Annotated in this window: 23 protein-coding genes, 1 tRNA gene and 1 riboswitch; of the genes, 14 read left to right on the top strand and 10 right to left on the bottom strand. The window is 65.5% G+C overall.

Annotation, left to right across the window (positions count from 1 at the left end; translation table 11 throughout):
* Window positions 1-149 precede the first annotated feature (149 nt).
* Both fabB and fabA read right to left on the bottom strand, forming a co-directional pair.
* Window positions 150-1,376, bottom strand: a complete 1,227-nt coding sequence (gene fabB / locus RPPS3_RS02230) for a beta-ketoacyl-ACP synthase I (protein ID WP_107342649.1) — start codon at window positions 1,374-1,376, stop codon at window positions 150-152.
* A gap of 61 nt (window positions 1,377-1,437) precedes the next feature.
* A complete protein-coding gene (fabA, locus tag RPPS3_RS02225) occupies window positions 1,438-1,965 on the bottom strand; it encodes a bifunctional 3-hydroxydecanoyl-ACP dehydratase/trans-2-decenoyl-ACP isomerase (RefSeq protein ID WP_107342648.1) in 528 nt (175 codons plus the stop codon).
* A 275-nt stretch (window positions 1,966-2,240) separates the two neighbouring features.
* On the opposite strand from fabA, the gene irrA reads away from it, so the two are divergent.
* Complete coding sequence (irrA, locus tag RPPS3_RS02220) at window positions 2,241-2,714, top strand: iron response transcriptional regulator IrrA (protein ID WP_413776034.1); 474 nt, start codon at window positions 2,241-2,243, stop codon at window positions 2,712-2,714.
* Between the two features lie 109 nt (window positions 2,715-2,823).
* On the opposite strand, the gene RPPS3_RS02215 is transcribed toward irrA, so the two are convergent.
* Window positions 2,824-3,348: an SH3 domain-containing protein gene (locus RPPS3_RS02215; protein ID WP_107342646.1), complete on the bottom strand. Its 525-nt coding sequence runs from the start codon at window positions 3,346-3,348 to the stop codon at window positions 2,824-2,826.
* A 234-nt stretch (window positions 3,349-3,582) separates the two neighbouring features.
* On the opposite strand from RPPS3_RS02215, the gene RPPS3_RS02210 reads away from it, so the two are divergent.
* The 7 genes from RPPS3_RS02210 (at window position 3,583) to RPPS3_RS02180 (ending at window position 10,130) form a co-directional block, all read left to right on the top strand.
* Window positions 3,583-4,584 carry a 2-hydroxyacid dehydrogenase gene (locus tag RPPS3_RS02210; protein ID WP_107342645.1) on the top strand — a complete coding sequence of 334 codons (1,002 nt, stop codon included), beginning with the start codon at window positions 3,583-3,585 and terminating at the stop codon, window positions 4,582-4,584.
* 120 nt (window positions 4,585-4,704) lie between these two features.
* Window positions 4,705-6,090 carry a cytochrome P450 gene (locus tag RPPS3_RS02205; protein WP_107342644.1) on the top strand — a complete coding sequence of 462 codons (1,386 nt, stop codon included), beginning with the start codon at window positions 4,705-4,707 and terminating at the stop codon, window positions 6,088-6,090.
* Between the two features lie 136 nt (window positions 6,091-6,226).
* Window positions 6,227-6,754, top strand: coding sequence for a TerB family tellurite resistance protein (locus RPPS3_RS02200; RefSeq protein ID WP_107342643.1), 528 nt, complete (start codon window positions 6,227-6,229; stop codon window positions 6,752-6,754).
* Window positions 6,755-6,936: 182 nt separating this feature from the next.
* Entirely contained in the window at window positions 6,937-7,716 is a 780-nt protein-coding gene (locus RPPS3_RS02195; protein WP_107342642.1) for an SDR family NAD(P)-dependent oxidoreductase, read from the top strand.
* Between the two features lie 119 nt (window positions 7,717-7,835).
* Window positions 7,836-8,633, top strand: coding sequence for a glutamine amidotransferase (locus RPPS3_RS02190; protein WP_107342641.1), 798 nt, complete (start codon window positions 7,836-7,838; stop codon window positions 8,631-8,633).
* A gap of 103 nt (window positions 8,634-8,736) precedes the next feature.
* Window positions 8,737-9,237, top strand: coding sequence for a nuclear transport factor 2 family protein (locus tag RPPS3_RS02185; RefSeq protein WP_107342640.1), 501 nt, complete (start codon window positions 8,737-8,739; stop codon window positions 9,235-9,237).
* 80 nt (window positions 9,238-9,317) lie between these two features.
* Window positions 9,318-10,130 (top strand): enoyl-CoA hydratase, encoded by an 813-nt coding sequence (locus RPPS3_RS02180; protein WP_107342639.1) that lies wholly within the window; start codon window positions 9,318-9,320, stop codon window positions 10,128-10,130.
* Window positions 10,131-10,315: 185 nt separating this feature from the next.
* Here RPPS3_RS02180 and RPPS3_RS02175 read toward each other — a convergent pair.
* A tRNA-Ala gene (locus tag RPPS3_RS02175) sits at window positions 10,316-10,391 on the bottom strand.
* A gap of 200 nt (window positions 10,392-10,591) precedes the next feature.
* On the opposite strand from RPPS3_RS02175, the gene RPPS3_RS02170 reads away from it, so the two are divergent.
* The 3 genes from RPPS3_RS02170 to folD all read left to right on the top strand — a co-directional run bounded on the left by RPPS3_RS02170 (window position 10,592) and on the right by folD (window position 12,228).
* Complete coding sequence (locus RPPS3_RS02170; RefSeq protein WP_012494137.1) at window positions 10,592-10,882, top strand: YggT family protein; 291 nt, start codon at window positions 10,592-10,594, stop codon at window positions 10,880-10,882.
* Between the two features lie 25 nt (window positions 10,883-10,907).
* Window positions 10,908-11,234, top strand: coding sequence for a DUF167 domain-containing protein (locus RPPS3_RS02165; protein ID WP_012494136.1), 327 nt, complete (start codon window positions 10,908-10,910; stop codon window positions 11,232-11,234).
* A gap of 106 nt (window positions 11,235-11,340) precedes the next feature.
* Window positions 11,341-12,228: a bifunctional methylenetetrahydrofolate dehydrogenase/methenyltetrahydrofolate cyclohydrolase FolD gene (gene folD, locus RPPS3_RS02160; protein WP_107342638.1), complete on the top strand. Its 888-nt coding sequence runs from the start codon at window positions 11,341-11,343 to the stop codon at window positions 12,226-12,228.
* Window positions 12,229-12,345: 117 nt separating this feature from the next.
* Here folD and RPPS3_RS02155 read toward each other — a convergent pair whose 3' ends face one another.
* The 5 genes from RPPS3_RS02155 to typA form a co-directional block, all read right to left on the bottom strand.
* Window positions 12,346-13,866 carry a M20 family peptidase gene (locus RPPS3_RS02155; protein ID WP_283812318.1) on the bottom strand — a complete coding sequence of 507 codons (1,521 nt, stop codon included), beginning with the start codon at window positions 13,864-13,866 and terminating at the stop codon, window positions 12,346-12,348.
* Entirely contained in the window at window positions 13,863-14,402 is a 540-nt protein-coding gene (ppa, locus tag RPPS3_RS02150) for an inorganic diphosphatase (RefSeq protein ID WP_107342636.1), read from the bottom strand. The genes RPPS3_RS02155 and ppa overlap by 4 nt, the downstream gene beginning before the upstream one ends.
* Before the next feature lie 76 nt (window positions 14,403-14,478).
* On the bottom strand, window positions 14,479-14,988 hold the full coding sequence (locus tag RPPS3_RS02145; RefSeq protein WP_011155978.1) for a GNAT family N-acetyltransferase: 510 nt from the start codon (window positions 14,986-14,988) through the stop codon (window positions 14,479-14,481).
* A gap of 175 nt (window positions 14,989-15,163) precedes the next feature.
* Window positions 15,164-16,432 carry a flavin monoamine oxidase family protein gene (locus tag RPPS3_RS02140; protein ID WP_107342635.1) on the bottom strand — a complete coding sequence of 423 codons (1,269 nt, stop codon included), beginning with the start codon at window positions 16,430-16,432 and terminating at the stop codon, window positions 15,164-15,166.
* 107 nt (window positions 16,433-16,539) lie between these two features.
* Entirely contained in the window at window positions 16,540-18,363 is a 1,824-nt protein-coding gene (typA, locus tag RPPS3_RS02135; protein ID WP_107342634.1) for a translational GTPase TypA, read from the bottom strand.
* 427 nt (window positions 18,364-18,790) lie between these two features.
* Window positions 18,791-18,986, top strand: a riboswitch (cobalamin riboswitch).
* Window positions 18,987-19,096: 110 nt separating this feature from the next.
* Here typA and RPPS3_RS02130 point away from each other — a divergent pair.
* Together RPPS3_RS02130 and RPPS3_RS02125 are read left to right on the top strand one after the other, a co-directional pair.
* On the top strand, window positions 19,097-21,373 hold the full coding sequence (locus RPPS3_RS02130) for a TonB-dependent receptor (protein WP_107342633.1): 2,277 nt from the start codon (window positions 19,097-19,099) through the stop codon (window positions 21,371-21,373).
* 3 nt (window positions 21,374-21,376) lie between these two features.
* A complete protein-coding gene (locus RPPS3_RS02125; RefSeq protein WP_107342632.1) occupies window positions 21,377-22,822 on the top strand; it encodes a PepSY domain-containing protein in 1,446 nt (481 codons plus the stop codon).
* Between the two features lie 3 nt (window positions 22,823-22,825).
* On the opposite strand, the gene RPPS3_RS02120 is transcribed toward RPPS3_RS02125, so the two are convergent.
* On the bottom strand, window positions 22,826-24,214 hold the full coding sequence (locus tag RPPS3_RS02120; protein WP_234820072.1) for a TAXI family TRAP transporter solute-binding subunit: 1,389 nt from the start codon (window positions 24,212-24,214) through the stop codon (window positions 22,826-22,828).
* A gap of 148 nt (window positions 24,215-24,362) precedes the next feature.
* Between RPPS3_RS02120 and RPPS3_RS02115 the strand changes: the two genes are divergently transcribed.
* Window positions 24,363-24,710, top strand: a complete 348-nt coding sequence (locus RPPS3_RS02115) for a 4a-hydroxytetrahydrobiopterin dehydratase (RefSeq protein WP_283812322.1) — start codon at window positions 24,363-24,365, stop codon at window positions 24,708-24,710.
* Window positions 24,711-24,719: the final 9 nt, after the last annotated feature.

Below are 24,719 nucleotides of genomic sequence, written 5' to 3'. Positions count from 1 at the left end.
TCCCTCTGCGTCATGCCCCGGTCCGTCCCGGGCATCCACGACCCGCGGCTTAACCGTGCTTCAAAAACGTGGATGGCCGGGACAAGCCCGGCCATGACGATCATCCTAACACTTCGATTGTCCGGCATCGGCACGCCGGGCACCGGCGATCACGCCTCCAGCCGCTTGAACACCAGCGTGGCGTTGGTGCCGCCGAAGCCGAACGAGTTCGACAGCACGGCGCCGAGCTTGGCGTTGTCGACGCGCTTGCGCACGATCGGCATGTCGGCGAAGGCCGGATCGAGTTCGGTGATGTGGGCGCTCTCGCAGATGAAGCCGTTCTGCATCATCAGCAGCGAGTAGATCGCCTCCTGCACACCGGTGGCGCCGAGCGAGTGGCCGGTCAGCGCCTTGGTGGCCGAGATCGGCGGGCACTTGTCCTCGTTGCCGAACACGTTGCGGATCGCGCCAATTTCCGGCGGGTCGCCGGCCGGCGTCGAGGTCGCGTGCGGATTGATGTAGTCGATCTTGATGCCGCCGGTGGTTGCCAGCGCCATCTTCATGCAGCGCTCGGCGCCTTCGCCCGACGGCGCCACCATGTCGTAGCCGTCGCTGGTCGCGCCATAGCCGATGATTTCGCCGTAGATCTTGGCGCCGCGCGCCTTGGCGTGTTCGAGCTCTTCCAGCACCAAGACGCCGGCGCCGTCGGCGATCACGAAGCCGTCGCGCGACACGTCATAGGGACGCGAGGCGGTGGCCGGGGTGTCGTTGTACTTCGACGACATCGCGCCCATCGCGTCGAACAGCACCGACAGCGACCAGTCGAGTTCCTCGCAGCCGCCGGCGAACATGACGTCCTGCTTGCCCCACTGGATCAGCTCGTAAGCGTTGCCGATGCAGTGGTTGGAGGTCGCGCAGGCCGACGAGATCGAGTAGTTGACGCCCTTGATCTTGAACCAGGTCGCCAGCGTCGCCGACGCCGTCGAGCTCATCGCCTTCGGCACCGCGAACGGGCCGACGCGCTTCGGGCCCTTGGTGCGGGTGATGTCGGCGGCTTCGACGATGGTGCGGGCCGACGGGCCGCCGGAGCCCATCACGATGCCGGTGCGCTCGTTGGAGATATCGGACTCTTCCAGCCCGGAATCGGCGAGCGCCTGCTCCATCGCGACGTGGTTCCACGCCGCGCCTTCACCGAGAAACCGCATCGCGCGACGATCGACCACATCGGCCGGATTCAGCGTCGGTGCGCCCTGGACCTGCGAGCGGAAGCCGAGCTCGGCATGCTTTTCGGCACGCGAAATACCCGACTTGGCGTCGTACAGGCTCGCCAGAACTTCTTGGGTGTTGTTACCAATCGACGAGACGATCCCCATCCCCGTCACAACAACTCGTCTCATGTGATCGCCTCGTTCACTCCAGGGTCGTTCGCGGCTGAAGACACGGCTCGGCTAGCACTCGCTAGCCGCCGACCGGCTGCGCCGTCTGCTTGAACAGACCGACTTTAAGATCCTTTGCGCGGTAGATGATCTCGTCGTCGGCCGAAAGCCAGCCATCGGCAATGCCGAGCCAAAGCTTCGAGCGCATCACCCGCTTGATGTCGACATTGTAAACGATCTTGCTGATGTGCGGCAGCACTTGGCCGGTGAACTTTAGTTCCCCGAGGCCGAGCGCGCGGCCGGGGCCTTCGCCGCCGACCCAGCCGAGAAAGAAGCCGACCATCTGCCACATCGCGTCGAGGCCGAGGCAGCCCGGCATCACCGGATCGTTCTTGAAGTGGCAGGCGAAGAACCAGAGGTCCGGCTTGACGTCGAGCTCGGCACGAACCTGGCCCTTGCCGAACTCGCCGCCGTCCTCGGTGATGATGGTGATGCGGTCGAACATCAGCATGGGCGGCAGCGGCAGCTGGGCGTTGCCCGCGCCAAACAGTTCGCCCCGGCCGCAGGCCAGCAGATCTTCATATTCGTAGCTGGAGCGACGGTCCCGCATGCGACGATGCCTTCTTCTTGATTCGATCGTGAGGTTTTTGGCTGCCCACGCGGCCGATTCGGTGCGTGCGCGAAGCGCGTCCGGTGAATGCGCGGGTCTGTAACATAGGCATATTGCCCCGCCTAGCGGCACCTCCGTGATCTTACTTAAGCAAATCGACCGAGCTTCGCTAGTTGCGAAGCGCTTGCACCAACAAGGAATGCTTCCTATAATCAGACGGTCGAGTTTCCAACAGGCGCGCATTAGGGGTTGCGGAAGTGGACATCGGTGAACGAGTGGCATTTTTGCAAGAGGAACCGGCGCACGAGGCGCACTCGCACGCAGAACCTCGGCTGAACGGCTGCCCGTGGCATGATGTCAACGAGATGCTGCAGTCGGTCGGCCTGCGTCCGACCCGTCAGCGCATGGCGCTGGGCTGGCTGCTGTTCGGCAAGGGCGACCGCCATCTGACGGCGGAAATGCTGTACGAAGAGGCCAGCCAGGCCAAGGTGCCGGTGTCGCTGGCGACGGTCTACAACACCTTGAACCAGCTCACCGAAGTCGGTCTGCTGCGGCAGGTCAGCGTCGACGGCACCAAGACCTATTTCGACACCAACGTGTCGGCGCACCAGCACTTCTACCTTGAGAACAACCACGAGCTGATCGACATTCCCCATGCCGAGCTCGAGCTCAAGGCGACGCCGGATGTTCCCGATGGCTACGAGATCGCCCGGGTCGACGTCGTTGTGCGGCTGCGAAAGAAGGGCTGAACGCCGTCTCTCGAGTTATTCTTGGTAATGATTCTGGCCCGAGTGCAGCATGCCCTCGGGCTTTTTTACGCGCTCTCGCCGCGACCGTCAGGGATCGGCTACGGCGCGATCAGTTGACCTGCTCGTCGGCGTAAACGCCCCAGAGCTGCAGCTTCTCGATCCAGCCGTCGAAGCCACTGCCGACAATCCGGCACCATTTCATGTCGCAGCGCTTGACCTGCGCCACCACGCCGGCCTGCAGCCGGGCCACCACGGCGCTGCCGGAGCTGGCGCTCTCATACAGCGGCGCCAAGCCGTCCTTGTCCTTCATGGTGACGACCGCGGTGCGGCGGCCGGACAGCAGCGAGTGGTACACCCAACCCTCGGCGCCCTCGGAATCCCGGACCCGCCGCCAGTTCTCGAACTCGGCGGTGACTTCGACCGGCAGGCCCGCGCGGGTGTAAACCCAGGCGACGTCGTTGTCCTTGGTCGGTCCGACCCGGACATTGACGTGATCAGACTTAAGACTGACGTATCGCGGCACCGGCAATCCGCTCGCCGACAACGGTGACTCCTTGCCGGCGTGCGCGAAGGTCGCAGCGCAAATCATCGCACCTGCGAACGCCGTTACCGCCATCAGGTATTTCATCGACATCGACACGCCTCTTCGTCGCAGGATTTGCGGCGCGGCCGTCTCCGGCGAAACCCAGGGGTCCTTGTCTTGGCGCGGTCTTCTGCTAGAGAAGGCCGGAAGGCATCCGGTAACCCAAGGAACGGAAGGGACCTTATGGTCGGGACCGGCCCCTGTGGTCACGCTGCTGCGGGAGTGTCGAACAGCTGAGTTAACGGGGACTAAACGATCTCGTTAAGCTCGTCAGAGAGCGTTGGAATGTCGGTTAAGAAAAAGCCTCTGGTCGTCGTCACCCGCAAGCTTCCGGACTCGATCGAAACCCGGATGCGTGAGCTGTTCGACGCCCGGCTGAATCTCGACGATGTCCCGATGACCGCCGAGCAACTCGCCGAAGCCGCCCGCACCGCCGACGTCCTGGTACCAACGGTGACCGACGAGATCACCGCCGCGATGGTCAACCAGCCCGACTGCAAGCTGCGGCTGATCGCGCATTTCGGCAACGGCATCGACAATCTCGACGTGGCCGCAGCGCATGCGCGCGGCATCACCGTCACCAACACCCCCAAAGTTCTGACCGAAGACACCGCCGACATGACCATGGCGCTCATCCTGGCGGTGCCGCGCCGGATGATCGAAGGAGCCGCGCTCCTGACCGACGGCGGCGAATGGCCCGGCTGGTCGCCGACCTGGATGCTCGGCCGCCGGCTCGGCGGCAAGCGGCTCGGCATCATCGGCATGGGCCGGATCGGCCAGGCGGTGGCGCGCCGCGCCCGCGCGTTCGGGCTGCAGATCCACTATCACAACCGCAAACCGGTCGCCCCGCGGATCGCCGACGAGCTCGGCGCGACCTACTGGGATTCGCTCGACCAGATGCTGGCGCGGATGGACATCATTTCGGTGAACTGTCCGCACACCCCGGCGACGTTCCATCTGCTGTCGGCGCGGCGGCTGAAGCTGATCCGCAAGGACGCCTTCATCGTCAACACCGCCCGCGGCGAGGTGATCGACGAAGAGACCCTGACCAAGCTGATCGAAGCCGGCGATATCGCCGGCGCCGGCCTCGACGTTTACGAGCACGAGCCGGCGGTCAATCCGAAGCTGGTGCGTCTCGCCAAGCACGGCAAGGTCGTGCTGCTGCCGCACATGGGCTCGGCCACCATCGAGGGCCGCGTCGAGATGGGCGAGAAGGTGATCATCAACATCCGCACCTTCCTGGATAATCACAAGCCGCCGGATCGCGTCCTGCCCGGCATGCTCTGAGCCTAGTTTGGGCCGCCACGGCTGCGGCCGAACGCCTCGCTTGCGGGTTCCGCCGACGCCTTCTCCCTGCCTGTTTCCCACACTACCTTCGTTGGACAACGACGAGGGAGTGGGTTCGAGGTGAGCATCGCCGCAATCGACGACCGCCCGGCATCCCGTGCGCCGCTGATCCCGCCGACGCCGCCGCGCGCGCCGGAGAATCTCTCGGCGCTCGGCCGGCTCGCCGCGATCCGCAACAACGCGATCGCGAGCTGGGGCGACCGCGCCTACCAGGACGATGTCGTCAGGGGCCGGTTCTTCGCCCACTCCAGCTACATCCTCAACACGCCGGACGCGATCCGCCACGTGCTGGTCGACAATGTCGACAACTATCACCGCACGGCGACCGGAATCCGCGTGCTGCGGCCGATGCTCGGCGAGGGCCTGCTGCTGGCCGAAGGCCGCGCCTGGAAGCATCAGCGCCGGACGCTGGCGCCGGCCTTCACCCCGCGTGCCGTCGCAACATTGCTGCCGCATATGGCCTCGGCCACCGACGAGGTGGTCGAGGCGTTGCGTCGCAAGACCGGCGCGGCCGTGGATTTGCGCGAAACCATGCAACATTTGGCGCTGGAGATCGCCGGGCGGACAATGTTCTCGTTCGAGATGGGAACGCACGGTCAGACGCTACGCAGCTTCGTGATCGACTACGGCACCCGGCTGGCGAGCCCGCGGTTTCTCGATCTGTTGCTGCCGCTCGGCTGGCCGACGCCGCAGGATGTTTCGCGCGCGCTGTTTCGCCGGCGTTGGACGCGCTTCATCGGCGAACTGATTGCCGCGCGACGTGCAGCCGGCAAGGCGGAAGGCGCGCCGCCGCGCGACCTGTTCGAACTGATGCTGGCGGCGCGCGACCCGGAAACCGGCGAAGCGTTCTCAGACGCTCAGCTCGGCGATCAGGTCGCCACCATGATCCTGGCCGGGCACGAGACCACCGCCACCGCGCTGTTCTGGGCGCTGTACCTGTTGGCGCTCGATCCCGACGCTCAGGAGCGGTTGGCCAGTGAAGTTCGCCGGGTCGGTCTCGGTGGCACCGAGATCGATCGGCTGCCGTTCACCCGAGCGGTGCTCGACGAGACGCTGCGGCTGTATCCGCCCGCATTCCTGATCGTGCGGGAAGCCGCAGGCCCCGACCAGGTCGCGGGCTTTGCGGTTCGTCGGCACGATGTGATGTTGATCGCGCCGTGGCTGCTGCACCGACACGAGAAGCTCTGGAGCGATCCGAACGCCTTCGTGCCCGAGCGCTTTCTGCCGGGCGCACCGCCGCCCGACAGGTTCGCCTATCTGCCGTTCGGCGTCGGCCCGCGGGTTTGTATCGGGGCGCATTTCGCCCTGGTCGAAGCCACGCTGGCGCTGGCCAAGGTGGTCGGCAACTTCCGGATCGAGCTGATCGATTCCGAGCCGGTGGTCCCGATTGGGGTCGTCACCACCCAGCCTGATCGGTCGCCGCGGTTCCGGCTCACCGCCCGGTGAGCCTTGCGGCACCAACGAAGCCCGTTCGCATTGCCAAACCGTCATGGAACTCCCCGGAACCGGGGCAGGATTGCGGGCGTTCCCTTTCCACGCCATAGAGCGACGAGCCGTCGCCCCCATCGAAAGACGAGAGACGATGCTGGACAAACTGCGCCAATTCATCACCGACGTCGTCGCCCCGAGCGCCCCGGATGAGCTGACGCTCGACGAGGGCGGCTATCGCCTCGCCGCGACGGCGCTGCTGATTCATGTGATTTCGATCGATGGCGACCCGTCTGAGGTCGAAAAGCAAAAGCTGCACGCTTTGCTCGAACAGCGCTTCGGTCTCGACGCCGCGACTGCGTCCCGGCTGATTGCCTCGGCGACGCTGATCGAGGGCGAAGCCGTCGACCTTTACCATTTCACCAGCGTGATCATGCGTTCGGTCAATGAGCAAGGCCGGCTGCGGATCGTCGAAATGATGTGGGAGCTGGTTTACGCCGACGGCACCGTCACCGAATTCGAAGAGAACGTGGTGTGGCGCGCAGCCGACCTGTTGGCGGTCTCGACCCGCGACCGCGTCACCCTGCGCCAGAAGGTAGCTGCCGAGGCTCCGGTCGCGCCCAGCGCCGCAGCCCAGGGCGGTACGATGGGGAGTATGCCTGAGGTCGATCCCGCGAACTAACCAGAAATCCGGCGAAACCTCGGGTAACGGGAACCCGTATTTGTCCCGCCACGCCTCGCAGCATCAGCGTGCGTTTCGGCCCTGCAAGCCGCATCGGCCCTTGCACGCTGCTTGCTTCCCGCATAAGGCCATAGCTGTTCCCTGGAGGCCGTTCGGCCCATTTGAAACATGAGTTTCCTGTCGTGACTGAACGAGTGACGTTGATTACAGGCGCATCGGCCGGGATCGGTGTCGAACTGGCGCGAATTTTTGCAGACAATGCTCATCGCGTGGCACTGGTGGCGCGGCGTGGCGACCGCCTCGAATCCCTTGCGGCGGACATTCGCGCCAAGGGCGGACCGGAGCCGATCGTGATCGCGTGCGATCTCGGCCAGCCGGGCGCTGCCGAACAGATCATCTCGGCTCTGAACGCGGCAGGCGTCGAGGTCGAGTACCTCATCAACAATGCGGGCTACGGTCTGTTTGGCCGCGCGGTCGAGCTCGATCGCGAAAGCCAGCTTGGTATCATCGACCTCAACATCAGGGCGCTGACCGATCTGACGCTGCGGTTTGCCGACAGCATCGCCCGCCTGCGCGGCGGCATCCTCAATGTCGCGTCGATCGCCGGCTTCCTGCCCGGCCCCGGCATGGCGGTGTACTACGCGTCGAAAGCCTATGTGCTGTCGTTCAGCGAAGCGCTGCACCAGGAGCTCGGTCCTAAAGGCGTGCGCGTGACCGCGCTGTGTCCGGGCCCGGTGCAGACCGAGTTCCAGGACCGCGCCGGCTTCGAGCCGGGCTTCGACAGCGCCGTGCTCAACGTGTCGCCCGCAGAGGTCGCGCGTCAGGCCTATCAGGGCCTGATGGACAACAAGCGGATCGTGCTGCCGGGTCTGGGCGTGAAGATCGTGCCGTTCCTGCTGCGCTTCTTCCCGCGCGGCTTTATCGCCGCCGCGGTCAGCGGCTTCCAGTTGCGCCGTCGCTGATATTTGCGCAGGGCCATGATCTGGCCCGAGCCTTGCTTTAAGAATTTGTCATCTTCCGCCGGACATCCTGATCGGCGGTGCGGCAATTCTGTTCGGCGCGGTTCTGGACTGACCCTCCCATGCTTGTTCGACTGACCGATTGCGGCCGGGCATCTTCGCCTGCGCTGCAGCCTGCAAAGACCAATGATCCGAGACCGGTGCTGATCGTTCTGCACCAGGAGACGTCGACGCCCGGCCGCGTCGGCAATGCGCTGCGCGCGCTCGGCCATCCGCTGGACATTCGCCGGCCGCGGTTCGGCGATTCCCTTCCGCCGTCGCTGGACGAACACGCCGGCGCGGTGATGTTCGGCGGACCGATGAGCGCCAACGATCCGGACGATTACATCCGCCGTGAGATCGATTGGATCGCTGTGCCGCTGAAGGAACGGCGGCCGTTCCTCGGCATCTGCCTCGGTGCGCAGATGCTGGCGAAGCAGCTCGGCGCCCGCGTGGCACCGCATCCTCACGGCCGTGCCGAAGTCGGCTACTACGACATCCGCCCCACCGCCGCGGGCCGCGCGATGTGCGCGCACTGGCCCCGGCAGGTGTACCACTGGCACGTCGAAGGCTTCGAGCTGCCGGCCGGTGCCGATCTGCTGGCGGAAGGCGGCGACTTTCCGGTGCAGGCGATCCGCAGCGATACGGCCTTCGGCTTTCAATTCCATCCCGACGTGACGTGGGCGATGATGCATCGCTGGACCACCAAGGGAGAGGAACGACTGTCGCTTCCCGGCGCGCGGCCGCGGCGCGAGCATTTTGCCGAACGCGCCGTGCACGATCTCGCTGAGCGGATCTGGCTCGAACACTTCCTCGACCATTGGCTGTCGCGCGCGCCCCTCGGCGCACCGGTGACGGCGCTGCGTGAGGCTGCGGAATAGCGCCGGGCTCCCCGCTGCAAATCCGCTTCCCTCGCGGCCGCGGCGATTGCTAAGCTCTCTGCCAAGCTTCGGCGGCCATGACCGGGGCAGCAAGGGAGTGCGCATGACGAGCGAGGAATTCGCGCGGCTGCTGGAGAGTTTGACTCGCGCGGCGGAATCCGGCGACGGCGCAAAGTTCGCCAACCATTTCACCGAAGACGCGACGTACCACGACTACATCTACGGCCCGCACACCGGACGCGCCGAGATCGCCGCGATGATGCAGGACCTGTTTCATCGCGACGCCGCCGATTATCGCTGGGAGATGTTCGACCCCGTCTGCAACGGCGACCTCGGCTACGCATGGTCGCTGTCGAGCTTCACCTCGACCGTACCCGACTTTGCAGGCCAGCGCGTGGTGATCGACGGCATGAGCCGCTTCGTGCTGCGCGGCGCGCTGATCGCGGAGTATCATGAATCGGTCAATGGCGGCGTGGCGATGGCGCAGCTCGGCGTCGCGCCTGAGCGGATGGCCAAAGTCTTCCGCAAATGGAGCGGCTGGCTGCAGCAGCGCCCCGAAACTGAGGACTATCTGGCCCGGCCCAAGGGCTCGCGCCGCGCCTGAAATCTATCGCCCGCGGCGGGCGACGACGCGCACGATGCTGATCGTGCGCCCAACAACAATCAACAAAGGGAGAAACGCCGTTGAGCTACCAGGACATCCTCTATGAGGTCGCGGATCGGATCGCGACCATCACGCTGAACCGGCCGGACCGCATGAATGCGTGGACGCCGGTGATGGAGCGCGAGGTGCGGGCTGCGATGCAGCAGGCGGCTTCGGATGGCGACGTGCGCGTCATCGTGCTGACCGGCGCCGGCCGCGGCTTCTGCGCCGGGGCCGACATGGAGGTGCTGCAGAACATCGATCCATCCGACGTGCGCCGCGCGGCCGATCTGCCGCCGTTCGACATGAATCGCAGGGCCGACTGGCAGACCCGCTACGCGTTCTATCCATCGATTCCCAAGCCGATAATCGGCATGCTCAACGGCGCCACGGCCGGGATCGGCATGGTCCACGCGCTGTATTGCGACGTTCGCTTCGCCGCCGATTCTGCAGTGTTCACCACCGCCTTCGCGCGGCGCGGACTGATTGCCGAGCATGGCATCTCCTGGATGCTGCCGCAGATCGTCGGGCACGCCAACGCGCTCGATCTGTTGCTATCGGCCCGCCGTGTGTCGGCCGACGAGGCGCTGCGGATGGGATTGGTGAACCGGCTGTATCCGGCCGATCAGCTCCGGGAGCAGACCTACGCCTATGCCCGCGACCTCGCCGATAACGTCGCGCCGGCCTCGATGCGGGTGATCAAGCGCCAGCTCTACGACGTGCCGTTCCAGACCCTGGCGGAAGCGACCATCGAGGCCAATCGCGAGATGGCGATTTCGCTCGCCAGCGCCGACTTCAAGGAAGGCGTCGCCAGCTTCGTCGAAAAGCGCCCGCCGCGCTTCAGCAGCGTGTGATCGAGAGTCGATCGCCGGGCGTCTCGATGGGGACGCTCGGCGGCCGTCAGCCGGCTGTCGGGCTATCAAAGGTCAGACGCGACAAATCAGCGGTCGAAGACCGAGGGTTCGTCCTATTTTTCAGAAAAACCGTGCTGGGATCGTGTCGCGAAGGTCGCCAACTTTCCGTCTTGGTCCCGGAAAGTTGGTGGAGCCAGGCGGGATCGAACCGCCGACCTCATCATTGCGAACGATGCGCTCTCCCAGCTGAGCTATGGCCCCTTGCGCGGTCAGGACATGTCGTCCCGGCCAGCGAACGCCGCCATTTACAGTGCAGGTCGCGGCCAAGTCAAGGACGACAGGACGGATCGAAATCGGCCGGCCGCGGCTTTATTGCCGCCGAGTTCCCTTGTTTGGACGGGGGTGAACCGATATCTACGGCTCGAGCTTTCCGCGACCGAAACCGCGAGTTTTCCCCCGCCATGCGCGCCATTCTCGACATCGTTCTCATCATCCTCGATCTCTACATCTGGCTGCTGATCGCCTCCGCGATCCTGTCCTGGCTGATCGCCTTCAACGTGGTGAACACGCGCAACCAGTTCGTCGGCGCGGTGTCCGAGTTCCTGTACCGAATCACCGAGCCGCTGCTGGCGCCGATTCGGAATCTGCTGCCCTCGCTCGGCGGCCTCGATATCTCGCCGATCATCCTGATCCTTCTGATCATGTTCCTGCAGCGCGTGATCACCTATTACATCTACCCGGCAGTGTTCTAACCGCGCCGGGCAGGCGGAGGCCGGCATGGCGGAAGCTTGGCGGTATTCGGCTCAGGGTGTCGCGGTAGCGGTGCGGGTGACCCCGCGCGGCGGCCGGGACGACATCGATGGGCTGGAAACGCTGTCCGACGGGCGGCCGGTGGTCAAAGTGCGGGTTCGGGCGATCGCCGATGGCGGCGAGGCCAACCGGGCAGTGACGGAGCTGCTGGCCAAGGCGGTCGGCGTGCCGAAACGCAATGTAAGGCTGCTGTCGGGCGCGACCTCGCGGCAGAAACAGATCGCGATCGACGGCGATCCAAAACAGCTCGGCGAGGCGTTGCGCCGCCTGGTGGCGGCCAAGCCCGCCGAATAATCTCCCGGGAGGCCCGCGAGGGCGATCCACCGTTCGCCTCTCCGCTCCGGGGAGGCGTTGTCATTTCGATGCGGACGCATCGGCTGGGACAGGCAAAGAGGACGACATGACAGCCCGGATCATCGATGGAAAAATCATCTCGGCCGAGCTACGCGCCCGCGTCGCCGCCGAAGTCGCGCGGCTGAAGACCGAACACGGCATCACGCCGGGCCTGGCGGTGGTGCTGGTCGGCAACGACCCCGCCTCCGAGGTCTATGTCCGCAGTAAGCACAAGCAGACTCAGGAGGCCGGCATGGCCTCGTTCGAACACCGGCTGCCGGCCGACGTGCCGCAGGCCGAGCTGATGGCGTTGATCGCAAAGCTCAATGCCGATCCGGCCGTGCACGGCATTCTGGTGCAATTGCCGCTGCCCAAGGGGCTCGACAGCAACGCGGTGATCGATGCGATCGATCCCGCCAAGGACGTCGACGGCCTCAACCCGACCAATGCCGGCCGGCTCGCTTCAGGTCTGTTCGCGCTGACGCCGTGCACGCCGCTCGGCAGCATCATCATGGCCAAGACGGTGCACGCCTCGCTCGAAGGCATGAACGCGCTGGTGATCGGCCGCTCCAATCTGGTCGGCAAGCCGCTGGTGCAATTGCTGCTGAACGAGAACGCCACGGTGACGATCGCGCATTCGCGCACCCGCGATCTGCCGGCGCTGTGCCGCCAGGCCGATCTGGTGTTCGCCGCGGTCGGCAAGGCCGAGATGGTGAAGGGCGACTGGATCAAGCCGGGCGCCACCGTGATCGACGTCGGCATCAACCGCACGCCGGGCAAGGACGGCGGCAAGGACAAGCTGCTCGGCGACGTCGCGTTCAATGAGGCCAAGGAAGTCGCCGGCGCGATTACGCCGGTCCCGGGCGGCGTCGGCCTGATGACGGTGGCGTGCCTGCTGGTCAACACCGTCCGCGCCGCCTGCGCGATCCACGGCCTGCCGAAGCCGGCGGTGTAGTCCGGCAAGACATCTCCCCGTCATTGCGAGGAGCGGAGCGACGAAGCAATCCAGGGGCCGCAAGCGTGGCCCCTGGATTGCTTCGCTTCGCTCGCAATGACGTGGAAAGGCTTCCGTCTAACCGGCCGTGCTCTGCATCAGCCGCACGTAGAACCGGATCATGTCCGCGTAGTTCTTGATGCTGATGCGCTCATTGGTGCCGTGGAAGCGCTTGAGGTCTTCGGGCGTGGCGCGGACCGGCGAGAACCGGAAGATGTTGTCGGCGACCTGGGCATAGTGCCGCGAGTCGGTTGCGGCGATCATCAGGCCCGGCGCCACGATCACGTCGGGAAACACCTCGCGGATGGTGCGGTTCAGCGCCTGATAGGACGGGCTGCTGGTGCCGGTCACCGGCGGCGGATCGAAATTGCCTTCGAAGCCGCTCACCGCGATCTTGTCGTTGGCGACCACGCTGCGGACGTGATCGGTGACGCTGGTCTGGGTGTCGCCCGGCAGCAGGCGGAAATTGACGCTGGCCTCGGCGACGCCGGGCAGCACGTTGTCCTTGTCGCCGGCGTTGAACACGGTGAGCGCGGTCGTCGTCTGCACCATCGCCGCGGTGGTGCCGCTCTTGGCGAATTCGCGCAGCAACAGCGGCCGGAACAGCCAGAGATTCGACAGCGCGACCCGGCTGAAGCCGCTCATCTCCGGCGCCAGCGTGTCGAACATCTCGGCCACCGAGCCGCGGATCCGCATCGGCAGCCGGTTGTCTTCGAGATGGGTCAGCGCCGCCGCCAGCATCCCGATCGCGGTGTCGCGCGGCGGCATCGACGAGTGGCCCGGGGTGCCGCGGGCGGTCAGCACCAGCGTGGCGTAGCCCTTTTCGGAGACGCCGATCAGCGCGGCGGGCTTGTCGAGGCCCTTCATCACCCCGTCGGTGATCAGGAGCCCTTCGTCGAGCACGAAATCGAGCCGGACATTTCGCGAGGCCAGCAGCTCGGCGATCTTGGCGGCGCCACGCAGGCCGGAGACTTCCTCGTCATGGCCGAACGCGAAATAGATTGTCCGCTTCGGCCGGAAGCCCTGCTTGGCCATCAGCTCGGCGGCCTCCAGCATCGCGTAGAGGTTGCCCTTGTCGTCCCACGAGCCGCGGCCCCAGACGAAGCCGCCTTCGATCGCGCCGCTGAACGGCGGCTGCTGCCAGTCTGCTTCGGTCTTCGGCGCGATCGGCACCACGTCCTGATGCGCGAGCAGCGCGATCGGCTTGGCCTGCGGGTCGCTGCCTGCCCAGGTGTAGAGCAGGCTGTGACCGCCGACGACCTCCTGCTTGGCCGCCGCGTGGAACGCCGGGAAGCTGGCCTCGATGTGCGCGCGCAAGCCGCGCAGCGCCTCGGCGTCCTGCTCGGGATTGAGGAAATTGGAGATGGTCTGGAAGCGGATCGACTGCGACAGCCGCTGCGCGGCGCCCTGCTCGTCGATCGCGATCGGCGGCACTGCGGCGACATCGATCTGCCGCGAGCCGTGCCGGAAGGTGTTGTAGGCCAGCACCCCGGCCAGGACCGCGACCGCCAGCACGGCGATCGCGACCAGGTTCCGAATCCATCGAAGCAGCCGGCGCATCAGAACTCCTGTTCGCCGGCGTTTCGTCCGGCCGCTCAGCCCTTCTTGGCTTGCTTGGCCCGGTCGAGCCCTTCGAGAATCAGCTTATGAGCCTCGTCGGCACCGCCCCAACGCACCACCTTGACCCACTTGCCGGGCTCGAGGTCCTTGTAGTGCTCGAAGAAGTGCTGGAACTGGGCCAGCGTGATCTCCGGCAGGTCCGAGTAGGTCTTGATGCGGTCGTAGCGCTGGGTCAGCTTCGACGACGGTACCGCGATGATCTTCTCGTCGTGGCCCGCTTCGTCGCTCATGTACAACACGCCGACCGGCCGCACGCTCATCACCGCGCCCGGCACGATGCCGCGGGTGTTGGCGACCAGCACGTCGCAGGGATCGCCGTCGTCCGACAGGGTGTGGGGGATGAAGCCGTAATTCCCCGGATAGTGCATCGAGGTATAAAGGAACCGATCGACCACCAGGGTACCGGCAGCCTTATCCATTTCATACTTGATCGGCTCACCGCCGACCGGCACCTCGATGATGACGTTGACGTCATACGGAGGGTTCACGCCGACGGGGATTGCGTCGATGCGCATCAAGAGCTCCAGACTGATTTGATTTCAGGAACCACCCGAATAGCCTGCGCTGGCGGCGTTCGCCAGCGCAAAAAGCTTAGTTGCTCCAGGCAAACGCAACCTTGTCGAGCGACTTCGGCCCGAACCGCTCCGACGAGCGGGCGACCATCCGGCCGCCGAGGGCGCGATAGAATTCGGTCGCCGGCTCGTTATCCGACAGCGCCCAGATCACCATGCTCTTCAGGCCGCTCTGCACCAGATCGCGCCGGGCGGCGGCAAACAGGCGGCGGCCGAAGCCGAGCCCCTGGAACTCGGGGCGCAGATAAAGCTCGTAGATCTCGCCTTCGAACTGCAGGCTGCGGGCGCGGTTACGACCGTAATTGGCGTAGCCGGCAATCTTGTCGCCGAAGCACAGCACGCTGATTCGGCTGCCCTTGCGGATCGCCGAGTCCCACCAGGTCGGACCGCGGCGGTTGATCAGCTTTTCCAGCTCCGCACCCGGGATGATGCCCTGATACGCGGAACGCCAGGCTTCGTCATGGGTGGCCGCGACCGCGGACGCATCCGCTGCCCTTGCCGCTCGTACCTCGATCAGGGTCGTGCTCATGACGGTGATCAAAGCAAGTCGCGGGGCCGGCTTCAAGCTCCAACGTTAATTATCGGTTAACGTGTGGATTTTCTGCACCAGACGCCGCCCGCGCTGTGCCGGAATCGGACAACTCACCGGACGACTTGCGTATTTCCGCGCCGATTTGCGGCAGTCGCGACACGTCTGGTGGAAGTTAGTTCGCTGCGAAACCTGCACCGCTGCGACAATCGATCGCTTGTCGCGCTGCACGCTCGCCCGAATCACGCGCGCCGTGGGCGGTCGAGAAGAACTCCGGCGAGGTCGCCTCCCCGGCAAAGAACAGCCGGCCATCGACCGGCGCCGCCAAGACGCCGCGGGCACCGGCATGGCCGGGCAGCGCGTGCGAATAGGCGCCGCGCGCGAACGGATCATGAGCCCAGCGCGATTCCGCCAGCGGCGACAGCTTGCGGCGAGTGTCGTTGCCGAGCAGATCGGCGATCTCGTCGATCGCCTGCGCGGCGAATGCCCCCTCGCCGGCGTCTTCCAGCTCGCGCGCGTAGCGGCCGCCGAAGAAGCCCTCGATACAATCATGGCCGAACGGGCGCAGGTGATACGTCCCCATCGCGCTCCGCATCGTGGCAGCGCGTAAGTTGCCGTCGGCAGGAAAGCCGTTCGGATCGGACAGCTTCAGCATCACCTTGTCGTCGACGCCGAGCGGCAGACAGCGCGCGGCCTCGACCTTGCCGGGCAACGCCGGCAAGAACCTGATGGCCTCGTCGGCGATCAGATTGGTCGGCACCGTGATGATGACCTGGCCGGCATTGAGCGTGCCGAGCGAGGTCTTGATTTTGATCTGCCGCTCGGAGTGATCGATCAGCTCGACCACGCAGTTCAGCGCAACCGGACATGGCGCACCGTAGGCCGCAATCAGCGTGCCGTAGCCTTCGCGAACCCGCCAATTGATGCCGGTGTCGCGATAGGATTCGAGATCGTGCACCGAGATGCGATCAAGCTCGGCGCCGTTGACGTAGGTCGACACCGCATCGATCATCGGATTCCAGCGGTTGCCCGGCTCGAGCAAGGTCGCTGCAGCCACATCGGTTTTGTGTTTCGCCGCGCGCCAGACCCGCTCGTAGAACGCGTCGAGCGCCTTGCCGAAGGCGGCGCGGTCGCGCTTGGGAAACACATCGCCGAAGCTCGCCTCGCCCCACGGCGGGTGCGTCTTGTCGATGCCGATGCCGAGCTGCTCGGCGATGCCGACGAATGAGTTCTCGTCGGCCGAATGCAGCCAGCCGCAGCCGACGTCGAATGCGATCTCCGGCGTCACCATCCGGGTCCAGGCCCGGCCGCCGATCCGATTCCGCGCTTCAAGCACGATCACCGACAGACCCGTCCCCTCCATCGTCCGCGCCGCACCGAGGCCGGACGCACCGGCGCCGATGATCGCGATGTCGACCGAGGACGGAAAGCTGGATGACGGCATGGGCGATCCTACCACGGCGCTGACGGCGGTTCGATGTCAGGGGCCTTGAAACGACGATGCCCGGCGCGAAGGCCGGGCATCGGAAAGTCAGAGTATCAGACAGACGATCAGGCGACCGCCTGCTTGCTCTTCTCGGCGCGCTTGCGCTCGTTGGGGTCGAGCAGGCGCTTGCGCAGCCGGATCGACTTCGGCGTGATCTCGACCAGCTCGTCGTCTTCGATATAGGCCAGCGCCTTTTCCAGCGTCATCCGGATCGGCGGCGTCAGGCGCACCGCTTCGTCCTTCGAGGTGGTGCGGATGTTGGTGAGCTGCTTGCCCTTGAGGACGTTGATCTCGAGGTCGTTGTCACGGGTGTGCTCGCCGACGATCATGCCCTTGTAGACCTTCCAGCCCGGCTCGATCATCATCGGGCCGCGATCTTCCAGCTTGAACATCGCATAAGCCACAGCCTCGCCCTGATCGTTGGAGATCAGCACGCCGTTGCGGCGGCCCTGGATCTCGCCGCGATACGGCAGGTAGTTGTGGAACAGCCGGTTCATGATGGCCGTGCCCTTGGTATCGGTCATCAGTTCGCCCTGGTAGCCGATCAGGCCGCGCGTCGGCGCGTAGAACACCAGGCGCAGACGATTGCCGCCCGAGGGCCGCATCTCGATCATCTCGGCCTTGCGTTCGCTCATCTTCTGCACGACGACGCCGGAGAACTCCTCGTCGACGTCGATCACGACTTCCTCGACCGGCTCGAGCAGCTGGCCGTTCTCGTCGCGGGTCAGCACGACGCGCGGACGCGACACGCTGAGTTCGAAACCTTCACGGCGCATGTTCTCGATCAGGATCGCGAGCTGCAATTCGCCGCGACCCGACACTTCCATCGCGTCCTTGTCGGCGGATTCGACCACGCGCAGCGCGACGTTGCCCTCGGCCTCGCGGAGCAGGCGGTCGCGGATCAGGCGGCTGGTGACCTTGTCGCCTTCGGTGCCGGCGAGCGGCGAGTTGTTGACGATGAACGACATCGACACGGTCGGCGGATCGATCGCCTGCGCCTGGATCGGGGTATCGACGGCCGGATCGCAGAAGGTGTCGGCGACGGTACCCTTGGTCAGGCCGGCGATCGCCACGATGTCACCGGCTTCGGCGATATCGAGCGGCACGCGCTCGAGGCCGCGGAAGGCGAGGATCTTGCTGATGCGGCCCTGCTCGACCAGCTTGCCGTCGCGCGACAGCACCTTGACGGCCTGGTTCGGCTTCACCGTACCCGACGCGATGCGGCCGGTGATGATGCGGCCGAGATAGGGATTGGCTTCGAGGATGGTGCCGAGCAGGCGGAACGGACCTTCTTCCACCACCGGCGGATAAACGTGCTTGAGCACCAGCTCGAACAGCGGCTTCATGCCCTCGCTCGGATCGCCGTCCGGCTTGTCCGACATCCAGCCGTTCTTGCCGGAGCCGTACAGGATCGGGAAGTCGAGCTGCTCGTCGGTGGCGTCGAGCGCGGCGAACAGGTCGAACACCTCGTTGACCACTTCGGTGACGCGGGCGTCGGAGCGGTCGACCTTGTTGATCGCGACGATCGGCTTGAGGCCGAGCTTCAGCGCCTTGCCGACCACGAACTTGGTCTGCGGCATCGGGCCCTCGGCAGCGTCGACCAGCACGATCACGCCGTCGACCATCGACAGGATACGCTCGACTTCGCCGCCGAAGTCGGCGTGGCCGGGCGTGTCGACGATGTTGATGTGGGTGTCGCCCCAGACCACCGAAGTACACTTCGCCAGAATGGTGATGCCACGCTCGCGTTCGAGATCGTTGGAGTCCATCGCCCGTTCGACCTGGCGCTGGTTGTCGCGATAGGTGCCGGACTGCTGCAGCAGTTTGTCGACAAGAGTAGTCTTGCCGTGGTCGACGTGGGCGATAATGGCGATGTTACGGAGGGTCATGGCTCTTCTGTCGGTCCTGCGGGCGTTGCCTGATCAGCGAGATCATAGGCACACCGCGGGATGCGCCGAAGGGCGCGCCGAAGCCAGCCTATGTCTGAAACGCGCCGGGCAATCGCAATCTGAAATCGCAAAAAACAGGCCCGGCCGAATAGGACCGGGCACCAGCACGCGTTGCGACGCAATATACGCAGAAATCGCGAAATAACAATGACGGTTGCGGATGGACAGACCCGCTTCGGCGCGGTGGCCGCCGGAACGAGCCCCGGAGCGCCTCCGGCTTTGTTCCTCAGACTGCTTGACCCAGTGATGTAATGTTATAACATTACCTACACCGTCACTGAGATAGGTAATTTCATAGTGCAGCCGCTGCCCCTTGGACTGACTGGATTTTTTCCGTTCGGTTCGTTGACACCGCTGCCGTATGTCCAATACCGTGACCAGCGACGGTTCCCGGAAGGGATCAATAGGGAACGCGGTGCGGGTCTTCGGGCTCCATTCCGCGGCTGCCCCCGCAACTGTAAGCGGCGAGCCATTCGCCACACGCCACTGGGCTTTCGTCCTGGGAAGGCGGTGAACGGCAACGACCCGCGAGCCAGGAGACCTGCCGTCAGTCGTGGTCACACGCGAGCACATCGGGCGGGGTGTCCTGGTGCGAGTCGAACCGGAGCCCACAAGAAGGCTGCGGCAGACCTGTTTCGCGGTGACGTGCCACGTTAGCCGCGAGCCAAGAAAAATGACTCCCGCCGTTCTGCCTCTCGGGCGCAATCGTCGCCTGCTGTCCTCTGTCGCCCTCGTCCCTCTGCTCTGGCCGGTCGACGGCCTTGCGCAAACCGCCTCGGCCAATCCGCGCGGTCTCGACCCGATCGTGGTCGAGGGCCAGACCGTACGTGCCGCCAAGCCGCGCGCGACGGCAAATGCCGGATCGTCGCGCCAGCGCCGCGCCGCCGCGCGTCCGGTCGCGACGCCCGCCCCCGCGCCCACTCAGCCGACAGCGACCGCGGCGACCGCCCCCACCTTCAACCTCGGCACCCCGTCCTCGACCGGCAGCCGGCTCGGCCTGACGCCGCTGCAAACGCCGGCCAGCGTGGAAGTGATTCGCGCCGAGACCATCGCCGAGCGCGGCCAGCACAACGTGATCGACGCGGTGACGCAGAACGCCACCGGGTTCACCGCGAGCCCGCGTCCGGGAAATGGCGGCCTCGCCTTCACCACGCGCGGCTTCACCGGCAACGGCACGGTGATGTCGCTCTACGACGGCACCCGGCTGTATGTCGGCTCCGGCACCATGACGTTCCCGTTCGACACCTGGACGGCGCAGAGCATCGAAGTGCTCCGCGGCCCGGCCTCGGTGATGTATGGCGAAGGCGCGATCGGCGGCGCCATCAACGTGATCTCCAAGAAGCCGCTCGATGTGGCGCGCAACGAGGCGGAGATCTCGCTCGACACCAACCTGACCCGGCGCCTCGCGGTCGACTCGGGCGGCCCGATCAATCCCAATGTCAGCTATCGGCTGGCGGCGATCGGCAACATGTCGGACGGCTGGGTCGACCGTGACAAGACATCGAACGTCGCGGTGTCCGGCTCGGTACGGGTACAGGCCGCCGACAATCTCGCCTTTACGCTGAGCGAAGACTACGCCGATCGCAGCCCGTCGCGCTATTTCGGCACACCTCTGGTGAACGGCCGGCTCGACGAGTCACTGCGCTTCCAGAACTACAATGTCGGCGATGCCTCGATCCGCTATCGCGACAACTGGACCCAGCTCAAGACCGAGTGGGACGTTGCAGAAGGCGTCTCGGTGAAGAACGTCACCTACTATCTCAGCACGCACCGGCACTGGAAGGACGTCGAGAGCTACGTGTTCAGCCCGACCACCGGAAATATCAACCGCAGCTCCTATATCGAGATCTTTCACGACCAGGAGCAGATCGGCAACCGCTTCGACACCACCTTCAAGGGCCATGTCTTCGGCCTCGCCAACGAATTCGTCGCCGGTTTCGACGTCAACCGCATCGCCTTCACCCACACCAACAACTCGCCTTACGCCGGCACTTCCTCGGTGCCCACGTACAATTTCGATCCGGGCACTTTCCTGCCGGTGAGCCCGACACGGCCGAGCTTCCATACGCTAACGACGCAATATGGCGTGTTCGCCGAAAACCGGCTCAGCCTGACCGACCAGCTTTCGCTGATCGGCGGCATCCGCTCTGACAATCCGACGGTGCAGCGCACTGATTTCCTCTCGCCTTCGAACAGTTTCGAGAAGACCTACTCGGCGCCGAGCTGGCGGGTCGGCGCGGTGTACAATCCGATCGAGAACCTCTCGATCTACGGCCAGTATTCGACCGCGGTCGATCCGGTCACCAACCTGATCACCATGACGGGCGTGAACCGCGACTTCTCGCTGTCGACCGGCAAGCAGGTGGAAGTCGGCATCAAGCAGCAGCTCGCCGGCGGCCGCGCCGAGTGGACGCTGGCGGCATATCACATCGTCAAGAACAACCTTCTGGCGCGCGATCCTCAGAACCCCGCCAACACCAATCCGCTGCAGATCGGCCAGCAATCGTCGCGCGGCATCGAAGCCTCGGCCGGCCTCAAGGTCACCGAAACCATCCGGCTCGACGCCAACGTCGCCTGGCTGCGGGCCAAATACGACGACTTCACCCAGGTGGTCGGCGGCCGGGTGGTGAACTACGCCGGCAACGTCCCCAACAACGTGCCGCAGATCGTCAGCAACATCTGGGCGACCTGGGCGTTCGCGCCGGGTTGGTCGGCCAATGCCGGCATCCAGCTCGTCGGCGACACCTGGGCCGACGACGCCAACACGCTGGTGCGGCCGGCGTATAACGTCGTCAATGCCGGGCTGATGTGGAAGCCGGACGCCCGGCAGACCTTCGCACTGCGCGTCTACAATTTGTTCGACACCGTCTACACCACGTCGGGCAACACGACCATGTGGCAGCTCGGCATGCCGCGCACCGCGGAACTGTCCTACAATGTGAAGTTCTAGGCGATGTCCAGCGTCGTCAGGCGCGCGAAGCGGTGGCTGTATCTCGGCCACCGCTGGCTCGGCATTGCCGGATGTCTGCTGTTCGCAATGTGGTTCATCTCCGGCGTGGTGATGATGTACGTCGCGTTTCCGCATTTTGACAAAGAAGAACGCTGGGCAGCATTGCCCGACCTCGCCTGGCAGCGCGTCACGCTGTCGCCCGATCAGGCGATGCAGGTGGCCGGCGTGACGCACTATCCGCGCGACCTGCGGCTGGTGATGCTCGATACCGAGCCGGTGTACCGGCTGCTCGACTGGAGCGGCCGGCGCACCACCGTCTCGGCGGTCGACGGCCGCAACGTCGACCAGGTCAGCGCCGATCAGGCGCTGGGGATCGCGCGGCATCATCCGGCCGCAGTCGCGCCGCGGCTGATCGAGACGGTCGATCGCGACCAATGGAGCGTGACGTCGCGCTACGATTCGTTCAGGCCGCTGTACCTGATCGGGCTCGGCGACGCTGCCGGGACAGAGCTCTATGTGGCGTCCCGCGGCGGCGAGATCGTGCTCGATACCACGCGGCAGGAGCGGATCTGGAATTGGCTCGGCGCGATCCCGCACTGGATCTACTTCACAGTGCTGCGCCAGGACGGGCCGCTATGGCGCCAGGTGGTGCTGTGGGTCTCTGGCATCTTGATGGCGGTCGCAGCGAGCGGCATCTGGATCGGACTGCTCCGCGCCGGCCTGCGGCGGCGCTACGCATCGGGCCGGATCACGCCGTATCGCGGCTGGATGGCGTGGCACCACATCACCGGGCTGATCGGCGGCGTAGTCGTGCTGACCTGGATGTTCTCGGGCTGGCTGTCGATGAACCCGGGCGAGGCTTTCGCCCGCCGCGGCGAGAGCCGCGACATGCTGCAGCGCTATGCCGGCCACGATGCTCCGACGATCGATGCCAAGCTTCCCACCACGCTTCTTCCGGGTGTCGTCGAAGCGCGCTTCGCCTGGATCGGCGGCACGCCGCTGATGCTGCTGGGACACCGTGACGGCCGCCAGACTGCCGCCGATCCTGAAGACGGCACGGCGAAACGGCTGTCCGAGGAAACGATCATCGCCGCCGCAGCCACGCTGCTCCCGGACGCCACGATGATGCTGCGGCAGCGGCTCGAACGGTACGACGCCTATTGGTACCAACACCATCGGCAGCGCGTGCTGCCGGTGCTCCGCGTCGGCTTCGACGATCCTGCTTCGACCTGGTTTCACCTCGATCCCGCGACCGGTGAGCTGCTCGGGCGCAGCGACACCAGCGCGCGGAGCTATCGGTGGCTGTTCAACGCGCCACACAGCTTCGACTTCCCGGTGCTGCTGGCGTATCGGCCGGCCTGGGATCTGGTGGTGATCGTGCTGTCTCTCGCCGGCCTGGTGATCTCGGTCAGCGGCGTGGTGATCGGCTGGCGGCGGCTGGTGCGCTGAGCGCTACACCGCCTGCGGCCGGGCGCCACGCACCGGGGGCAGCGACGTCACGTCGGCGAGCAGCAGCTTGCGGTCGGTGACGGCGTTGTGGAACTGCTCCAGTGCGATGCTGAACGCCGTCAGCGCCGCGCTGTCGATCGCACCGTTCTCGTAGGCCGTCAGCGTGTCGCGCAGGATCGCGTCGGCTTCGGTCTGCATCGCGTCGAGTTCTTCGGCCGAACTGCAGCGCCGCGCGGTCGCCAGCATGTCGAGCAGCCGCTCGCGCTGCGACGCCGTGCTGGTGCGCTCATCCTTGCGCAGGAAACTGGCGAACCACGCGCCGGCCGACCCCATCAGCGACAATCCCATCAGCGAGAACCAGATCAGGTCGCTGTAGCGATCGAGGAAGCTCTTCTCTTCGCCGTCCACATAGGCGGCGGCGCCCGGCTGCACCGGAATCACCGCATCCTTGTCGGTGTCGGGCGTTTCGATCTTCGCGGCGAGCGGCACTTCGCCCATCACGATCTGGCGGGCGGTGAACAATTGCTCGGTGAACGTCGCGATCGTGGTGTCGGAGGCGCCTTCGCGCGCCACGATGTAGTGCGAGAAGCTGACGGTCTTGATCTCGTTGTCCGGCCGCGCCGGTGCGCCGCCGAACGCGCCGGCCGGAATCGACGCCGCCTCGTAGGACGGGTGATTGGCTGCCAGCGCTTCGGAGGATTCGATCGACAGGAACACCGGTTCGCGCCCGGTGTGAGCGGTTGCCGCCACCGCATCGCCGATAATCTTGCTGTTGAGCGGACCGGCAGCCAGCAGCGCATCGACCTTGCCGGTGCGGACCGCGTCGGCGACTTCGGCCACCGGTACCGCCAGCGTCTGCACTTTCGACGGATCGACGCCGTATTGCTGCAGGATCACGGTGAGCAGACCGGCGTTGGCTTCGGTGCGGCCGACGACGCCGACCCGCTTGCCGGTCAGATCGGTGATGGCGGCGATGCCCGCGGTCTTGCCGCCCTTGCGCTTGCCTTTCGGCTCAGTGCCGGCAGGCGCCCACAGCACCGCGACGTTTTTATGCAGAACCGCCACCGACTGGGCCTGCTTCGGAACCGGCAGGTCGCCGCGGATCACCGCGAGATCGACAGTGCCGGACTTCAACGCCAACGCGCTCGCGGCCGGACCGTCGGTCACCACCGGCCGCAACCGAACGGTATTACGCTCGCGCGCAAACACTTGAGCGAGCGCCTGGATCAGCTTGTAATCGTCGCCGGCCTGCGGCCCGACTGCGATCTTCAGGGTGACCGGCCGCATCGCGAAGTAATAACCCGCGCTGGCGATCCCGATCAGCGACAGGATCGTCGCCAGCACGACCAACAGCATCCGGCGCCAGGGCGAGCGCAAAGACGGCTGCAGCATCGTCTCCATGGAGTCGGAACCGTCCGCCAACCGTGACAATCGCTGCGTGCTGCTCATCCGTGATCCGAACCCGTCCCGTTCAGCAGTTCCCAGCGGACGCTGGTTCCGCCGCCTGCTAGCTTCGCTAGCCGAGCGGTTTGGCTGCATTATGGTGGCGCGGTGGCGACGGGCGCCCCGCAATGGAGACAAACGGATGAAGCGATTATCTGAAGCCGACCGACGGACTGCACTCGCGGACCTCACCGCTTGGCGCCAGGTGGAAGGCCGCGAGGCAATCGGCCGCAGCTATCAGTTTCGGGATTTTGGCGAAGCGTTCGGTTTCATGACGCGGGTCGCGCTGGTTGCCGAAAAATCCGATCATCACCCCGAATGGCGCAACGTTTACAGGACGGTGGACGTTGTGCTGACGACTCATGATGCAGACGGCGTCACCGAGCGGGACATCCGGCTCGCCAAGGCGATGGACGCGATCGCCGCGCAATGCGGCGCGAAGTGACGGCGCAGT

The sequence above is a fragment of the Rhodopseudomonas palustris genome, assembly GCF_003031265.1.
Classification (GTDB): domain Bacteria; phylum Pseudomonadota; class Alphaproteobacteria; order Rhizobiales; family Xanthobacteraceae; genus Rhodopseudomonas; species Rhodopseudomonas palustris_H.
The sequence above is the reverse complement of the archived record's forward strand: the minus strand, read 5'-3'. Positions and strand labels throughout refer to the sequence as shown.

What these genes read in the sequence shown, in the direction of transcription:
- RPPS3_RS02200 (WP_107342643.1), top strand. Translation starts at nt 6,227, where the DNA reads ATGCTGGACAAACTGCGCCAATTCATCACCGACGTCGTCGCCCCGAGC.
- RPPS3_RS02120 (WP_234820072.1), bottom strand. Translation starts at nt 24,214, where the DNA reads ATGCTGCAGCCGTCTTTGCGCTCGCCCTGGCGCCGGATGCTGTTGGTC.
- ppa (WP_107342636.1), bottom strand. Translation starts at nt 14,402, where the DNA reads ATGCGCATCGACGCAATCCCCGTCGGCGTGAACCCTCCGTATGACGTC.
- RPPS3_RS02165 (WP_012494136.1), top strand. Translation starts at nt 10,908, where the DNA reads ATGGCGGAAGCTTGGCGGTATTCGGCTCAGGGTGTCGCGGTAGCGGTG.
- typA (WP_107342634.1), bottom strand. Translation starts at nt 18,363, where the DNA reads ATGACCCTCCGTAACATCGCCATTATCGCCCACGTCGACCACGGCAAG.
- RPPS3_RS02130 (WP_107342633.1), top strand. Translation starts at nt 19,097, where the DNA reads ATGACTCCCGCCGTTCTGCCTCTCGGGCGCAATCGTCGCCTGCTGTCC.
- RPPS3_RS02210 (WP_107342645.1), top strand. Translation starts at nt 3,583, where the DNA reads ATGTCGGTTAAGAAAAAGCCTCTGGTCGTCGTCACCCGCAAGCTTCCG.
- RPPS3_RS02125 (WP_107342632.1), top strand. Translation starts at nt 21,377, where the DNA reads ATGTCCAGCGTCGTCAGGCGCGCGAAGCGGTGGCTGTATCTCGGCCAC.
- folD (WP_107342638.1), top strand. Translation starts at nt 11,341, where the DNA reads ATGACAGCCCGGATCATCGATGGAAAAATCATCTCGGCCGAGCTACGC.
- RPPS3_RS02185 (WP_107342640.1), top strand. Translation starts at nt 8,737, where the DNA reads ATGACGAGCGAGGAATTCGCGCGGCTGCTGGAGAGTTTGACTCGCGCG.
- RPPS3_RS02170 (WP_012494137.1), top strand. Translation starts at nt 10,592, where the DNA reads ATGCGCGCCATTCTCGACATCGTTCTCATCATCCTCGATCTCTACATC.
- RPPS3_RS02145 (WP_011155978.1), bottom strand. Translation starts at nt 14,988, where the DNA reads ATGAGCACGACCCTGATCGAGGTACGAGCGGCAAGGGCAGCGGATGCG.
- RPPS3_RS02140 (WP_107342635.1), bottom strand. Translation starts at nt 16,432, where the DNA reads ATGCCGTCATCCAGCTTTCCGTCCTCGGTCGACATCGCGATCATCGGC.
- RPPS3_RS02215 (WP_107342646.1), bottom strand. Translation starts at nt 3,348, where the DNA reads ATGTCGATGAAATACCTGATGGCGGTAACGGCGTTCGCAGGTGCGATG.
- fabB (WP_107342649.1), bottom strand. Translation starts at nt 1,376, where the DNA reads ATGAGACGAGTTGTTGTGACGGGGATGGGGATCGTCTCGTCGATTGGT.
- RPPS3_RS02115 (WP_283812322.1), top strand. Translation starts at nt 24,363, where the DNA reads ATGGTGGCGCGGTGGCGACGGGCGCCCCGCAATGGAGACAAACGGATG.
- RPPS3_RS02190 (WP_107342641.1), top strand. Translation starts at nt 7,836, where the DNA reads ATGCTTGTTCGACTGACCGATTGCGGCCGGGCATCTTCGCCTGCGCTG.
- fabA (WP_107342648.1), bottom strand. Translation starts at nt 1,965, where the DNA reads ATGCGGGACCGTCGCTCCAGCTACGAATATGAAGATCTGCTGGCCTGC.